The organism is Sphingobacterium sp. B16(2022) (genome assembly GCF_012030425.1).
Taxonomy (GTDB): domain Bacteria; phylum Bacteroidota; class Bacteroidia; order Sphingobacteriales; family Sphingobacteriaceae; genus Sphingobacterium; species Sphingobacterium anhuiense.
Window position 1 is genome coordinate 192,158 of sequence record NZ_JAAUVN010000006.1, and the last position, 15,857, is coordinate 208,014.

The following is a 15,857-nucleotide window of genomic DNA, read 5'->3' on the forward strand; positions in this document are numbered from 1 at the left end:
AAAATATGGTCAGGTTATAATAAAAGAAGCGATGATTAATCAATCATCGCTTCTTTTATTATCTAGCCGAAAACTCGTTTATGCCAACTTTCTCCAAAAGGAATCTGCCATTTATCAGTTAAAGACGCTAAAGAGGTGATCGTATTATCAAAGACAACAGTTGTGTCGTCAATCTGACCATCCTTTACTAAATTTTCAAATTCAGATCTGGATGCAGCATGCAACTGACCTTCCTTTTTAAAAGCAACGTTCATACGATCAAAAAGCTGAATATCAAAATCTGCTTCTAGTGTCTTCAAAAAGCGAACGGAACTGTCAATTGAACAACCAGATGCTGCAGCAATCTGCTCATCCACGGATAGCACAATAAACAAGTTATACCTAACCTCTGCCTGAGCAGATAAAGGTTCTCCATGCACTTTCCAGCCTGCGGCAAAATCTGCCAATCTGTTTTGAATCAATAACGCTTCATCATCAGTAAAGAAACGATTTGATTGATATACCCATGCACTTGTCATAACTTTTGAATTAATTAGTGAACATAATATGGTGAAATCATCAAATATACAATAACACCCGTTACCGCTACATATAACCACATCGGGTAAGTAATACGTGCTATTTTTTTATGTCTTCCATACGACCCGGCAATACCTCTTACATAAGTAATCAGTACAAAAGGGATAATAATAACAGACAATACTATATGTGTTATTAATATAAAATAGTATATCGGTCGTAATATGCCCTCTCCACCGTATGGTGTAGAGTTAGCGGTCATATGATAAGCTACATACATTCCTAGGAACGCAACTGAACAACATACACAAAGTTTAATTAATCTTTCATGTAATTTACGATTACCTTTTTTAATCGCTAAGACCGCCCAGAACAATAATATCGCAGTGATACCATTGATCGTTGCATATATAGGGGGCAAAAATCCCAAAGGTTCTACATCATACCCTAATTTGCGTAAATTAACGCCAAACAAAGCCGCTACTACAAGTGGAATAACAACCGATAAAACGATGATCCACTTGTTATATTTCTTCTCTTCTGCTGTTTGTCCCATTTTATTTAGTTTCAATCTTTGGAGGATGATTTCTTATTTCCTCCACAACCAATAATTTAACCTCATCACTTAAGCGTTCCGCTTCTTTTTTCATCGTGATATCATAAAATCCTCTGATCCTACGTTTCGTATCGATCAAAACATAAGATGATCCCACAACAAAAGGATTATTGACATCTGCTGTAGCTAAAGCATCCTGCAGTAAACCATCTTTCGCAAATTTAAAGATATTCGAACTCGGTTTACTTACAAAGTACCATCTTTTATCAGAGGGATCGATATTCTTAATGTAATTTTTTAATACATCGGGTGTATCATAAGTCGTGTCGACAGAAATAGAATAGAACTTAATCATCTTATTATGCCTAAACTCACCAGATATCTTATTCAGGCTATTAATCATTGTTGTCGAAAACGACTTATCTCTCGAATAAAAAAGATGTACAACAGTAATAGCGCTATCCTTCCCAAACAGCTCAACGGGTTTGCCATCGTAGTTAATAAATGACATATTTGGAACCTCATGATAGATTGTATCCATGATATCACGTCCCCATTTACGATGAGTAGTACCTGGAACTTCTTTTTGACCGAATATTGGCAAAGTAGAATACGAATTCGCCATTCCAGTTCTATTCAGCACTACATACAAAAATCCTGGCAATAATAATATTATTGCCAGGATCATGATAGTTTGAATACCTTTATTTTTACCAGTATTTTTACCCATTTATATTATTTATTTTCCCACAATTGGTGAGGTTGTAATTCATGCAATAGGAAGTTACCTTCAGTAAGCATTAAAATGATAAAATAAATAATGAAGATAAATACGATACTTACAGTAACGATGAAACTAGATTTCTCAAATTTCAAGTGCATAAAGTAAGCTACGATATAATACGCTTTTATTAATGTTAATACAATATAGATGGAGTTAACCAAAGCACCTTTTGCTAAGATTTGCCAGTGATGAACAAATCCCAATGCGATTAAGAATTCGACAGCAGTTAATGCTAAAAGGACGAAGAAAATTCTCCAAATGCCTTTTTTATCCATTCCTTCTCCGTGTCCGTGCTCCTCATGAGCAATATTATCGTGATGTTGTGACATAGCTTTTCTAAAATTAAAAACTTATAATTATACTAAATAGAAGAATGTAAATACAAACACCCAAACTAAATCCACAAAGTGCCAGTATAAACCTACTTTTTCAATCATTAAATACGAACCGCGATTCTCGAATGTGTTATTCAAAGTCATGCACAGGACGATAATATTTAAGATAATACCTACAGTAACGTGAAAACCGTGAAAACCTGTGATCGTAAAGAACAGATTGGCAAACTGCAACGCTGAAGTATAGGAGATATCATGTGTAAAATACGGTTGCAAAGCATCTTTAATAGCATCACCCTCTAAACCTGTTGCCGGGTTTTGACCAAACCAGAAACCAGCATGGTGTAAGTGAGTCCACTCGATCGCTTGACAGCCTACGAAAGCAATACCACCAAGTATTGTCCATAACATCCATTTTACTACTTCATTTTTTGAGTTACGATGCCCTGCTTCTACAGCTAATACCATAGTCACAGAAGACATAATCAAAATAAAAGTCATAATACCAACGAACACTAAAGGTTGTCCGTGTTCTGCAATACCTGGTATAGATTGGAAAATCTTATCCGCATCTGGCCATGTACTATGTGCAAATCGTTGCGTTCCGTAATAAACCAAAAACGCAGAAAATGTAAAGGCATCCCCAACTAAGAAAAACCACATCATGATTTTTCCGTATTCCAAATTCCAAGGTGATTTTCCACCATTCCATGGACCGGTTTTTACCTTATCCAATTGTGATACAGTTGTACTCATTGTTTACTATTATTGATTCAAAAGTAAGAAAACATATATATAAATCCACAAAAGATCGAGAAAATGCCAAAAAATAGTGGCTAGATTCATGCGGAATTGATTGCCGTCTGGAGGAAGTGGTTTAAATACTCCCACTAAAGCGGTAATCAACACGATCACTCCCGCAATAATATGTGCTAAGTGCATTCCTGTAAAAACATAAACAAAAGACTGTGACGCATTGTTATTCACAAAATAAACGCCTCTTTCTGTTAATATTTCCCACGAATAAACCTGTAGCGCAAAAAATATAATTCCCAAAATTAAGGTAGCAAAAAGCAACGCTTTCTGTCTAGCCAAATTACCTACCTGCGCTGCCTTATAAGCAAAATGCATGGTAACACTACTTAAAACAATTGCCATCGTACTATAGATAAAAGTATCTGGTAATAATGTTTTAAGTCCTTTATCGACACCACTTGCCGTATAGACAATAAAACCGCTGGACAATGCTGCGAACATCATAAACATACCCAGCATCCCCAACCATAGGGTAAATTTTTGAGCCTTACGCGATACTAACTTCTCGTCAGTTTGTTGTACTCCTTGATTTAACATTATTTCAAAGGTATAAAGTCAAATAATAACACTAATTGCGTAATAGGAAGATAAAAAAATGAGGTAAACATCACTTTTCTCGCCGAAGCAATATCCTGATTCTTAAAAAGCTGAAAGCCATAATAAGCAAAGAACACACCCCCTATCGCAGAAACAGCTGTAAAGATCCAGCCTCCGAAACCATAATACATGGGAAGAAATGCTGCTGGTATCATGATCAATGCTGAAAGAAAGACCATAAAAGCAGAAATCTTATCACGCTTGGTCGTTGGTAATAACCTAAAACCCGCCTGTTTATAATCATCATCAATCACCCATGCTAGAGACCAGAAATGTGGGAATTGCCACAAAAACTGAATTCCAAACAAAATAAATGGAATCATAATGATTGCACTTTCATTTGTTTGACTGTAGATTGCTAAATCATCTTGACTAAATGCAGCAAAATAACCAATCAATGGTGGCAATGCACCAGGAAAGGCCCCTACAAATACAGCAATCGGTGATTTCCTTTTTAATGGCGTATACACAAATGCATATAACAATATGGAAAATACCGATAGTAATCCCGCAACAAAATTCAAACGTACCAAAACCAAAGTTCCCAAGATTCCCATAAATAAACTTAGAATCAAGGCTTGACCAGTTGTCATTCTTCCTGAAGGAAGGGGACGGTCAGCAGTACGGGTCATTAACTTGTCTAGATCTTTTTCGATAATTTCATTGAAACCATTCGCTGCACCTGTCACTAGAAAACCTCCTAATGTCAATAGCAACCAATTGATCCACAAAATATCCCCTCCAAGTTGCTTTGCTCCGATCAAAAAAGAGATGGATGCCGAAAAAACAACCGTTAATGTCAGTCTTAACTTAACTAATTTCTTGAAATCAGAAATAAATTCTTTCATAGCGACAAATGTCCTCTTTTTAATTGTTTGTACAAAGTAAAAACTAAATTACCTTATACATCCATTTCATTCATTCAATTAACGTTGCGATTTTCCTAACAACAACATCAAATAATATTGACATCCAAATAAAAGACTGCCAATGACCAAATGAGTTGTCTGTGCGAATGCAGGAACAGCAAATCTTGCCAGGATAATACCCGATAACATCTGAATACCTACTAAAATAAAGAGTAGCGTACCAAATCTTGCTTGAACTGTACTGCTACTAAATTTTGTACGCACTAAAAAGAACAATACAATTACTAAAATCAAAGAACTATATGCTAGCCAACGATGTATTTCAAAATGTTGGCCAATATTTTGTATAAAATCTTCTCTAGGCATACCGGAAGCTGTCAACATATCAACAATTTCCCGTACTTCTGTTCCGAAGACAACCTGCACTAACATCAACACTAAAGAGATGATGGCAAGCATTTTTAATCCACTGGAATCTCGGTTAATCAGGATTGACTTATCCCGTAATGTTGTTGCTTTAAAGTAGGTATAGATGGAGATTGCTACAATAACCAATGCAAGAAGCATGTGTACTGTAATCACCCAAGGAGTTAAATTAGTTGAAACAACTATCGAACCCAACCAAGCTTGAACGACAACAACAAAAACATTAACCACCGACCAAATAAAAATTGATCGTTTCGATTTAATATAGGTAAAAGAATAGATGGCTGTAAACAATAAACAAAAGCCAGCAACAACACCAACTAAACGATTGGCATATTCTGTCCATGTTTTTGCTACATTAAACTCCTCATGTTCAAGAATACTTTTGTCATGACGAATTTTAGTTGCCAAATCACGATAGCCAAAGAATTCAATCATCTTGGCAAATCGCTCATTTTTCTTAGCTCTACCTGTTATATAATGTTCTTCATAACCAACCGGCAACTGTGATACATCCGTAGGAGGAATAATCCGATTAAAGCATTTAGGCCAATCGGGACATCCCATTCCGGACCCCGTACTACGTACAACACCTCCAGCTACAATCACTAAAAACAAAACAACTATTGTAATGAAATTGGATCGAATAAAACGCTTTTCAGCAGCTGGAAACATATCTTTTACCTTTTTGGTTATCAATAATATTTAGAGTAAGTCATTTCGCACAACTTACTCTAAATATCGTTTTTAATTATTTTTTATTTTGAGCATCCCATTCTGTCTGGATACGCTCAGCTTCTTCATTACCTTCGAAATCATGAAGGAAATTAGAGCTCATTGTTTCTGAGAAAGGTACAGTCTGAGGAATAAAATCTTCATCATGTCCTGGCTTACTGTAATCATACGGCCAACGGTGTACTGTTGGGATCTCTCCTGGCCAGTTACCATGGATATGTTCTACTGGAGTAGTCCACTCTAATGTATTGGACTTCCAAGGATTCTGAGGAGCTCTTTCTCCAAAGAAAATGGAGTAGAAGAAGTTGAACAAGAAAGCTACTTGACCTAAACCTGCAACAATAGCAGCCCAAGTAATTAACATGTTAACTGAAACCCATTTCTCCATGAAGGCAAACTCTGTAAATGCATAGTAACGACGTGGAACCCCATCTATACCCATAAAGTGCATCGGGAAAAATACCAAGTAAGCACCGATAAATGTCATCCAGAAGTGTAAGTAACCCAATTTAGTGTTCATCATACGACCAAACATTTTAGGGAACCAGTGGTAAACACCACATAGCATACCGAAGATCGAAGCAGATCCCATTACCAAGTGGAAGTGGGCTACAACAAAGTAAGTATCGTGCAAGTTGATATCTAATGCTGCATTACCTAAGAATAATCCTGTAAGACCACCTGAGATAAAGAAAGATACTAAACCAATAGCAAACATCATCGCTGGAGTGAAACGGATGTTACCTCTCCATAATGTCGCCATGTAGTTAAATGCTTTTACCGCAGAAGGAACTGCAATGATTAATGTTGTGATCATAAATACACCTCCTAAGAAAGGATTCATACCTGTCACAAACATATGGTGACCCCAAACGATAAATGATAAAACTGTAATACCAATTAACGAGTAAACCATGGCATGGTAACCAAAGATCGGTTTACGAGAGTTTGTTGAGATAACCTCCGAAGTAAGACCCAATGCAGGCATTACAACGATATAAACTTCCGGGTGACCTAAGAACCAGAATAAGTGTTGGAACAAAATTGGAGATCCACCTTCATTAGGTAAAATCTGGCCTTGAACAACTAAATCTGATAAATAGAAAGAAGTACCGAATGAACGGTCAAAAATCAATAAAACAACTGCTGATACTAATACTGGGAAAGATAACATACCTACGATGGCAGTTAAGAAGAAAGCCCAGATTGTTAAAGGCATTTTCCAAAGATCCATACCTTTAGTACGCATGTTTAAGATTGTACTTACGTAGTTAATACCACCGATCAACTGTGAAGCTACGAAAAGAACCATACTTACCAACCATAAAGTCATACCTGTAGCAGACCCTGCAATTGCTGTAGGTACTGCAGATAGCGGTGGATAAATTGTCCAACCAGCTGAAGCAGGTCCACTTTCAACAAAGAAAGAAGCAATCATGATAACTGAAGCTACGAAGAACATCCAGTAAGACAACATATTCATCAAAGGAGACGCCATATCACGTGCACCAATTTGATAAGGGATCAGTAAATTACTAAAAGTACCCGATAGACCCGCTGTTAAAACGAAGAATACCATAATGGTACCGTGTATGGTTACCAAAGAAAGGAAAAAATCAGGGGCAATACGGCCACCTTCAGCCCATTTACCTAAGAATACTTCCAAAATTGGAAATTCTTTATCCGGCCACGCAAGTTGGATACGGAATAAGATGGATAAGATCATAGCAAATACCGCCATGAAAATACCCGTGATCAAAAATTGCTTAGCAATCATCTTGTGGTCACCACTGAAGATATACTTCGAGATGAATGACTCTTGATGATGTCCGTGCGAATCGTGATGCTCAGCGCTATGCGAAATAACTGTACTTGACATATTCGTTTTTAAAATTCAATTATTCTAATTAATTTAATGAGGCAGTAACGTTTACGCTATCTTTTAACTGAGGTGTTTTTACTTCTTTAGCGGCAAACTCCTTCTGTAAATCCTCAGTAAAATATTTATTTTGCGTCGCTAACCACGTTTTATATTCCGCTTCACTAACAACTATTACTTTTTTCTGCATATTATAGTGACCTTGACCACATATCTTGTTACATAACATAACAAAATCGTATTTAGGGTCATTCATACGCTCACGCATTTCTTCAGTAGTCACAGTAGGTGTAAACTGGAAGTAATTCGTCATACCCGGTACAGCATTGATCTGAACGCGGAAATCAGGAATGTAGAATGAGTGAATAATATCTTTTGAAATGATGTGGAAACGTACAGACTTATTAACCGGAATCACGATATCAGCACCTTGAATATCATCCCATGAAGTTTTATCATTGAAATCGATACCGTAAGGATTAGTCGGAGTCGTTAATTTATAATTGCGTTTTCCTATCTGACCATCTAAACCTGGGTAACGCACATGCCAAGCAAATTGCTCACCCAATACTTCAATCTGAAGAGCAGATTTCTGCAAATCTTCTGGCACATTTGTAATTGATCTCCATGTAAAGAAACCAAATAATACCAATACCGTCAAAACAACAGCTGGAACAATTGTCCAGATTTTTTCAATTGTATTGTTATGTGGTAAATAGTAAGCTTTACCATTTTTCTTCATTCTATAAATGAACGTAAACGTCAATAATAAAATGTGTGTAATGATCAATACAAAGGTTGTAATAACTGTTGTAATGATAAACATGGTATCAATCTTCGCACCATGCTCTGTTACAGCATCTCTCCAAGACATACCACCGTAGTGAGAGAATGAATAATACACACCTCCTAAGAAAACAAATAGGAAGATGAATAATAACCATGCCTGGAAACTATTTGATGCTAAAGGATTATGCTTTCTGTTCATCTTATTTGTTAACTCATAGATTGAGATAACTTTACCAATAACAGCAACAACTGTACAGATAACTAAGAATAATAAAACATAATAAATGAAGTTTTTATAGACTTGAGGGTCTATCTTCTTCTCTACCTCCGCAGCTTTGGCGTCAACTTTTGTTGTAGACGTACCTGCTGACGCAGCAACTTCTGCTTTTGCAGTTGTAGCCGAATCGACAACATTTGCTCCAGCAGCTGTTGCATTAGTTGCAACAGCTTCCGTAGCTTTAGTCGTATCTACCACTACAGAATCTTGGCTTGCAAAAGATGGGACTGCGAATAACAACCCGATTGCAAGGACCAAACCTGAGATGGATTTGAATCTATTATTTAATTTAAAGCTCATTTCTTTATAACGATTTTACGTAATATCCCTTTAAAAGCGAAACTATATTTGGTGATGTAAACTCTCATCCAAGAACGGATGATTTTTAGCTACTAAGCTTTGTTTACTCAATTTACTCATTACTAAGAATGTAAATAAACCTACAAATCCAAGTGCTGTACCGATTTCTACAATACCAAACCCACGGTGAGATTCAACTGTACCAGGCATAATCATGATATAGTAATCTAACCAGTGACCTGCAAGTAATAAAATCGCAACGAATAACATGGCATTTTTCTTACGTTTTGCATCACGATCAACTAAAAGCAATAAAGGAGCTAAAAAGTTAATAACAATGTTTAACCAGAACCATGGTTTATATTCTGGCTCCCAACGTTTGTAAAAATATACAGTTTCCTCAGGCATGTTAGCATACCAGATTAAGATAAACTGTGCAAACCAAACGTAAGTCCAGAAGATAGAAAAACCAAAGATCAATTTACCTAGATCATGTAAATGATTTTCATTTACCCAGTTCATGTAACCTGCTTTTTGTAATACAATTAAAATAATTGTAATCACACAAAGACCACTAACCCACATTGCTGCAAAGTTATACCAGCCAAACATCGTAGAAAACCAATGCGCTTCTAATGACATGATGGTATCAAATGACCAAATTGGAGTTGTAAAACCAAAAATAACTAAAAATATAGCTGATAATTTAAAGCTCTTTTTATAAGAATTTAAACCACCTTCTAAATCTTCTTTATAAGACAATTTCGCTAAGATAATGGCAAAAATACTATAAAGTCCCATAAAAATTACCTGGCGACTTAAAAAACCTGAAAAATTCAAATACCATGACTTTCCAGCGATGATACTATCATAAGCAGGGCTATTCGGATCTGTAAGACCTTCTGCATACCAGTGATGGTATAGATTGTGAGTGCTTAATCCCAATGCAACAATCACTAATAAAATGATTGACGCAATAGGCAAAATACCTGCCATAGCCTGAGGTATACGGATGATACCAGCTGACCAAGCAGATTGTGTTACATATTGTAATGCCAGGAAAAAAGCTCCAGCAGCACATACACATGTAAAATAATAACCCATCAATAATAAGTTAGCATAAGTACGCTCTACTAGAATATGATCGCCCATAAGCATTCCGTAGGCTACTGCAGCTATACCAACAACGATTGCGATGATACTGAATGTTTTTGCTTTACCAGCAAACTCGAATCGCTCGTTGAAATTATAATCGTGATGATGATTGTGAGTTCCCATTTATTTATCTGATGTTAGATTATTTCTTTTGTAATTCATGAACGTACATAACAACTTCCCAACGTTCTTCAGGAGACAACTGCGATGCATGCGATCCCATTGAGTTGTGACCGTAATAAATCGTATGGTAAATCTTACCATCTGTCAAATCAGCCATCATACCGCCACGAGAAGAATTTGCAGCATCCGTTTTATGATAAGACGGTGGATTAGGGAAATTCTCAAGCTTACGTGTGCCTCTAGAATCTGTAATTTCACGGTCTTTTGTAATAGAACCATCACCTTTACCTTCTGGTCCGTGACAAACAGCACAGTAAGTAGTAAACAAAGCCTGGCCTTTTTCAAGTCTAGCTTGTGTTAACTCAAAAGGGTTAGTAACTTCACGTCCTGCGCGTTCGTAATCTTCCAAAGTGTTAGCATATTCAAATCTGGTAAAACCGATTGGATCTGTACCTTTTGGAGGTGTTTGTGCAGTTTGCTTGTTTTTAAAATTCTCGTTTGGTTGATCAGGATTGAAAGCAATCGGATCGTACATGTTGCGAGAAAACTCCCAACCTGTACTACGAGTAGTCTTGTCACCACAAGAAGAAACGACTGCTGTCAATGACAGAGCTGCACATACTGTAACTAGTAAATTCTTCTTATTCATAACTAACATATTTTCTATCATTGTACTTAACTTCTACAGCACCGGCTTCTTTCAATAAAGAATCGATCAAAGCATGGTCTGTGTTCTCACGAGCATCTATAGCGATAACGAAACGATCATCTGTAGCTCTTAAATCCATTACGCGAGGTGTACGTCCCGGGAATAAATGATTGCGATAAAAGAAAGTTGCAACCATACCCAAGGCACAGATTAAAATAGTCACCTCAAATGTTACTGGAACAAAGTTCGGGATAGCGAATGATGGTTTACCGCCGATATTCATTGGCCAGTCGTGTACCATTGTATAGTACAACAAACTGAATCCTAATGTTGTTCCTAATGCTCCAAAGCAAAATGCTGCAATAGGCAAACGCGAAGGTTTAACGCCCAATTTATCTTCAATACCGTGAATTGGCATTGGAGTAAAGCAATCATAGATGCTTACATTATTTTTCTGCAATTTGTCGATCCCATGCATCATTTCATCTGGATCAGCAAAACTACCTAATATATATTTTGTATTGCCCATTGCTATTATTTTAACTCTTTAATTTCTTGTTCTGTTACCGAATCATATTTACCTAAAGAATCTCTAAAGTATTCCACTTGTTCAGCTGGGAATGCGCCTTCTTTAACCAATTTCGTTTTTTGTTGTAAACTAGAGCTTTTCAGCAATAATTTAACCTCTGCAATCGCGATACCTGGTAAGAAACGTAAGAACAATAAGAACAATGTAAAGAATAAGCCGATCGATCCAACGAAAATACCAACATCTGTCCAAGTTGGGTAAAACATAGCCCAAGATGAAGGTAAATAATCACGGTGTAATGAAGTCACGATAATTACGAAACGTTCAAACCACATACCGATGTTTACCACGATTGATAAGATCCATGAAATAGGAATACTTGTACGGATTTTCTTAAACCAGAATAATTGTGGAGAAATTACGTTACAAGTCATCATTGACCAGTAAGCCCAAGCATAAGGACCAAACATACGGTTTTGGAAAGCGTACATTTCATACTCCGATTGTGAATACATCGCGATGAATAACTCTGTTAAATATGCAATACCAACGATAGAACCTGTCGTCATGATAATTTTATTCATGGCTTCAATGTGGAACATCGTGATATAATTCTCAAAATTCATTACTTTACGTAAGATCAACAATAAAGTCTGCACCATTGCAAAACCTGAGAAGATCGCACCAGCAACGAAGTATGGAGGGAAAATTGTTGTATGCCATCCTGGGATAACAGAAGTTGCAAAGTCAAAAGATACAATCGTGTGTACCGAAAGTACCAATGGAGTTGAGATACCTGCCAAGATAATTGACACAATCTCAAAACGTTGCCAAGTTTTTACTGATCCGTTCCAACCGAAAGACAAAACAGAATAAATCTTTTGTCTTAAACCAGTAGCACGGTCACGAATAGTCGCGATATCCGGTAATAAACCACAGTACCAGAATACTAAGGATACTGTGAAGTATGTAGAGATCGCAAATGCATCCCATACTAATGGTGAGTTAAAGTTAACCCATAAAGATCCGAACTGGTTTGGCAAAGGGAAAATCCAGTATGCTAACCAAGGACGTCCCATGTGAGCTACAACATACGTTGCGGCACAGATAACGGCGAAGATCGTCATCGCCTCTGCCGAACGGTTGATGGAATTACGCCAGTTCTGGCGGAAAATTAATAATACGGCCGAAATTAACGTACCTGCGTGACCGATACCTACCCACCATACAAAGTCGGTGATATCCCAAGCCCAGCCTACAGTTTTGTTCAGACCCCAAGCGCCGATACCTGTCCAAAAGGTATAACTAACGCTGACTACCCATAATAAAGCACCTAATACGGCTACAGTGAATCCGATCCACCATGCTTTATTCGGTTTATTTTCAACCGGTAGTAAGATATCATCCGTAATTTTAGCATACGTAATGTCCTTACCGGTCATTAATGGTTCTCTTAATATTGATTCGTTATGCGATGACATAGTATTTTTATTTCAAATAATGAACAAGATTACGCCTCAAAAGTGTTTCTAACTTTTGTCATATAACCGATACCCGGCTGTACATTGATTTCCTCAAGTACGTAATAAACACGCTCATTGCGTAATGCTTTAGATACTTCTGATTCTGGATCATTAGCATCACCAAAGATAATCGCATTTGCAGAACATGCTTGTTGACACGCCATTTGGATATCGCCGTCTTTTACTTTACGGTTCTCCATTTTCGCATGTAATTTACCAGCTTGGATACGTTGGATACACATCGAACATTTCTCCATAACCCCACGTGAACGTGTCGTTACATCTGGATTCAATACCAATTGTGTAAACTCATTATTCAAGTAGTTGTCAAAACGTGAATCATTCCAGTAGTTAAACCAGTTAAAACGACGTACTTTATATGGACAGTTATTCGCACAGTAACGTGTTCCGAAACATCTGTTGTAAGCCATATGGTTCAAACCTTCTGATGAGTGAACAGTAGCTAATACTGGACATACTGTCTCACATGGTGCATGTGCACAATGCTGACATAACATCGGTTGGTGAACAACGGTTACATTTTCGAAACTATTCAGTTTTTCAATATCCGCTTCTTTTGTATATTCTTTACCATCTTCTTCGATAGTGTAGTACCGGTCAATACGTAACCAGTGCATCTCACGACGACGGCGAACCTCATCACGACCTACAACAGGAATATTGTTTTCTACGTTACAAGCAACGATACAAGAACCACAACCTGTACATGCATTCAAATCGATTGCCATCACCCATTTGTGACCTGGTTGCTCATACTTGTTCCACAAATCATACGTTTTGTGTTTATCTGTAAAGCGGCCTGACTCTGAGTTAGGATCTTTTAAATATTTAGCGAAAGTAGTTTCACGAATGATGTTACGACCTTCGATTGTGTGGTGTGTTTGTGTTTGCGCTAATTGATAGATCGTATTCGCTTTAGCGATAGTTGCTTTAGCTACAAACTGAATTGTACCATTAACTAAGCTTGCAAAAGGGTAAGCATTTTTACCTACATTATTACCAGCCTTACCAACTTTAGTACGTCCGTAACCGATGGCTACTGAAACAGTACCCAAAGCTTGTCCCGGTTGTTGAACAACTGGTAACTCGACTTTGTAACCATTAGCTTCAACAGTAACTGTTGCATCTTCACCCAATCCTAATTTCTCAGCATCTTTAGGGTTAATAGCAGCATAGTTGTCCCAAGTTACTTTTGAAACCGGATCAGGAACTTCTTGTAAGTAGGCATTATTTGCATATCTACCGTCACGTAAAGCACTTGATTCATACAATTTCAATTCGAACTCACCAACTACTGTTTTAGCAGCTGCGATAGCAGCACTAGCAGCAGCCTCTACATTACCAGCGAATGAATAAGAAGCTGCAGTTTTTGCACCTTTATATTCAAATCCTGTTTGCAAAACGCTATTCCAGTTCTTTGTACTTCCAGCTAAAATAGTTGAAGTCCAAAGGTTTTTAACAAATGAATAGATATCTGTTGTATCACCCGCCCAAACCAATAAAGATTGATCCGCTTGACGTGTGTTAAATACAGGATTAATTGTCGGTTGAACGATTGAGAATAAACCTTCTTTTGGAGAAGCATCACCCCAAGACTCCAAGAATGTATTTGTTGGAGCAATAGCAGTCAATTCTGAAGCCGTTTCATCAGCACGTTGAGAGAAAGATAATGTAAAATCAACTTTCTTCAATGCCGCTTTCACGTCTTCAGCTTTGAAATAATCATAAACAGGGTTACTGTTTAAGAATAAAGCAACACCTACCTGACCTGCATTTGCGTTTGTCAAGAACTGTGAAAACGCAACGTCAGAACCTTGATGTTGTTTAGAGAAATTATCTAAATCAATTGTCGATCCGTATGAAGCTAATGCACTGTTGATCGCATTTGCTAATGTTTGAATGTTAATATCATTCGAACCAGCAACCACAACAGCAGCACCTTTGTTTGCTAACAATTCTTTTGCCGCTAAAGTAACCGCAGTTTGTGCTCTTTTTGCAGCAATACCACCCGCTAAAGAAGAACCTGTAATTGCATTATATAATGAAATTAAAACAGCTGCTTCTTCCGAAGGTTTAATTGCGATACGCACATCGGCATTTGAACCAGTCATACTTAGACCTGACTCAAACTGAATGTGACGTGACATCTTACCATTTTTCAATGATTTGTAATCACGATTTTTAATATATTGCTGTGTATGCTCCTCGCCAGCTAACCAAGTTCCTAAGAAATCAGCTGCTACTGAAACAACAACATTTGCTTTTTCAAAATTGTATGAAGGAACAACTGCTTTACCAAAGGAGTTTTTATTCGCTTCAATAATAGCGCTATAAGAAACAGCGTCTACTTGAACCAAATTAGTCGTTGGGTACTTCGCCGTTAATTTAGCGATTGCAGCCAATGTAGTAGGACTATTTACTGTGCTTGCAACAATAGTAATTTGTTTTCCAGCAGTAGCTGCTGCATTTAACGCAGCGATAACAGTACTATCTAATTTAGACCATTCAACATCCTGCCCTTTTATTTGGGCTGTTTTTAATTTAGACTCATCATATAAGTCTAAAACTGATGCTGCAGTTCCCGAATCTGTACCTTGATTTAAACCAATTGCGTTCGGGTTTGCCTCTACGTTAATAGGACGACCTTCACGCGTTCTTACTAAGATACTCTGACCGTTAAAAGTCGAAGTATAAAAGTTAGGAATACCTGGAGTAATTTCCTCTGGTTTAATTAAATAAGGAACTGCTTTATGCACAGGAGTGCTGTTACAAGCTGCTAAAGTAACAGCCCCAACACCAAAACCTAATGCTTTTAAGAAGTCACGGCGAGGAGTTTTTGTACTCAACCCTGCTTCATTTAAGACATCTTCTACAGGAATAGATTCGGCAAACTCACCCTTGCTTTTTTCTACAAAAGCAGGTGTTTGTTTCAATTCTTCCAAACCTTTCCAATATTTTTTATTGCTATCCATTTA

The 15,857-nt window shown here is 37.2% G+C and carries 15 protein-coding genes; all 15 read right to left on the minus strand.

From position 1 onward, the window contains the following. Positions 1 to 62 precede the first annotated feature (62 nt). The 15 genes from HCX49_RS23150 to HCX49_RS23220 all read right to left on the minus strand — a co-directional run bounded on the left by HCX49_RS23150 (position 63) and on the right by HCX49_RS23220 (position 15,854). On the minus strand, positions 63 to 518 hold the full coding sequence (locus HCX49_RS23150; RefSeq protein WP_021189367.1) for a hypothetical protein: 456 nt from the start codon (positions 516 to 518) through the stop codon (positions 63 to 65). A 14-nt stretch (positions 519 to 532) separates the two neighbouring features. Beyond that, a complete protein-coding gene (locus HCX49_RS23155; RefSeq protein ID WP_168128265.1) occupies positions 533 to 1,075 on the minus strand; it encodes a DUF420 domain-containing protein in 543 nt (180 codons plus the stop codon). Between the two features lies 1 nt (position 1,076). After that, the gene (locus tag HCX49_RS23160; protein ID WP_168128266.1) at positions 1,077 to 1,805 is read right to left on the minus strand and encodes an SCO family protein; all 729 of its coding nucleotides are present in this window, start codon (positions 1,803 to 1,805) and stop codon (positions 1,077 to 1,079) included. Between the two features lie 5 nt (positions 1,806 to 1,810). Then, positions 1,811 to 2,188 (minus strand): cytochrome C oxidase subunit IV family protein, encoded by a 378-nt coding sequence (locus tag HCX49_RS23165; RefSeq protein WP_132843793.1) that lies wholly within the window; start codon positions 2,186 to 2,188, stop codon positions 1,811 to 1,813. Between the two features lie 27 nt (positions 2,189 to 2,215). Continuing rightward, positions 2,216 to 2,950: a cytochrome c oxidase subunit 3 gene (locus HCX49_RS23170; RefSeq protein ID WP_021189363.1), complete on the minus strand. Its 735-nt coding sequence runs from the start codon at positions 2,948 to 2,950 to the stop codon at positions 2,216 to 2,218. Between the two features lie 9 nt (positions 2,951 to 2,959). After that, on the minus strand, positions 2,960 to 3,547 hold the full coding sequence (locus tag HCX49_RS23175) for a heme-copper oxidase subunit III (RefSeq protein ID WP_021189362.1): 588 nt from the start codon (positions 3,545 to 3,547) through the stop codon (positions 2,960 to 2,962). Beyond that, positions 3,547 to 4,455, minus strand: a complete 909-nt coding sequence (cyoE, locus tag HCX49_RS23180) for a heme o synthase (RefSeq protein ID WP_021189361.1) — start codon at positions 4,453 to 4,455, stop codon at positions 3,547 to 3,549. The genes HCX49_RS23175 and cyoE overlap by 1 nt, the downstream gene beginning before the upstream one ends. Positions 4,456 to 4,533: 78 nt before the next feature. Continuing rightward, entirely contained in the window at positions 4,534 to 5,577 is a 1,044-nt protein-coding gene (locus HCX49_RS23185) for a COX15/CtaA family protein (RefSeq protein WP_132843797.1), read from the minus strand. 76 nt (positions 5,578 to 5,653) lie between these two features. Beyond that, complete coding sequence (locus HCX49_RS23190) at positions 5,654 to 7,516, minus strand: cbb3-type cytochrome c oxidase subunit I (protein WP_206368676.1); 1,863 nt, start codon at positions 7,514 to 7,516, stop codon at positions 5,654 to 5,656. 28 nt (positions 7,517 to 7,544) lie between these two features. Next, positions 7,545 to 8,882, minus strand: coding sequence for a cytochrome c oxidase subunit II (locus HCX49_RS23195; protein ID WP_168128267.1), 1,338 nt, complete (start codon positions 8,880 to 8,882; stop codon positions 7,545 to 7,547). 42 nt (positions 8,883 to 8,924) lie between these two features. Then, the gene (locus tag HCX49_RS23200) at positions 8,925 to 10,160 is read right to left on the minus strand and encodes a hypothetical protein (protein ID WP_021189358.1); all 1,236 of its coding nucleotides are present in this window, start codon (positions 10,158 to 10,160) and stop codon (positions 8,925 to 8,927) included. Positions 10,161 to 10,179: 19 nt separating this feature from the next. Beyond that, positions 10,180 to 10,818 (minus strand): c-type cytochrome, encoded by a 639-nt coding sequence (locus HCX49_RS23205; RefSeq protein ID WP_380918722.1) that lies wholly within the window; start codon positions 10,816 to 10,818, stop codon positions 10,180 to 10,182. Further along, positions 10,802 to 11,338, minus strand: coding sequence for a DUF3341 domain-containing protein (locus HCX49_RS23210; RefSeq protein ID WP_021189356.1), 537 nt, complete (start codon positions 11,336 to 11,338; stop codon positions 10,802 to 10,804). Before HCX49_RS23210 ends, HCX49_RS23205 begins: the two co-directional genes overlap by 17 nt. A gap of 5 nt (positions 11,339 to 11,343) precedes the next feature. Beyond that, positions 11,344 to 12,819: an NrfD/PsrC family molybdoenzyme membrane anchor subunit gene (gene nrfD / locus HCX49_RS23215; RefSeq protein ID WP_021189355.1), complete on the minus strand. Its 1,476-nt coding sequence runs from the start codon at positions 12,817 to 12,819 to the stop codon at positions 11,344 to 11,346. A gap of 29 nt (positions 12,820 to 12,848) precedes the next feature. Beyond that, entirely contained in the window at positions 12,849 to 15,854 is a 3,006-nt protein-coding gene (locus HCX49_RS23220; protein WP_168128268.1) for a TAT-variant-translocated molybdopterin oxidoreductase, read from the minus strand. Positions 15,855 to 15,857: the final 3 nt, after the last annotated feature.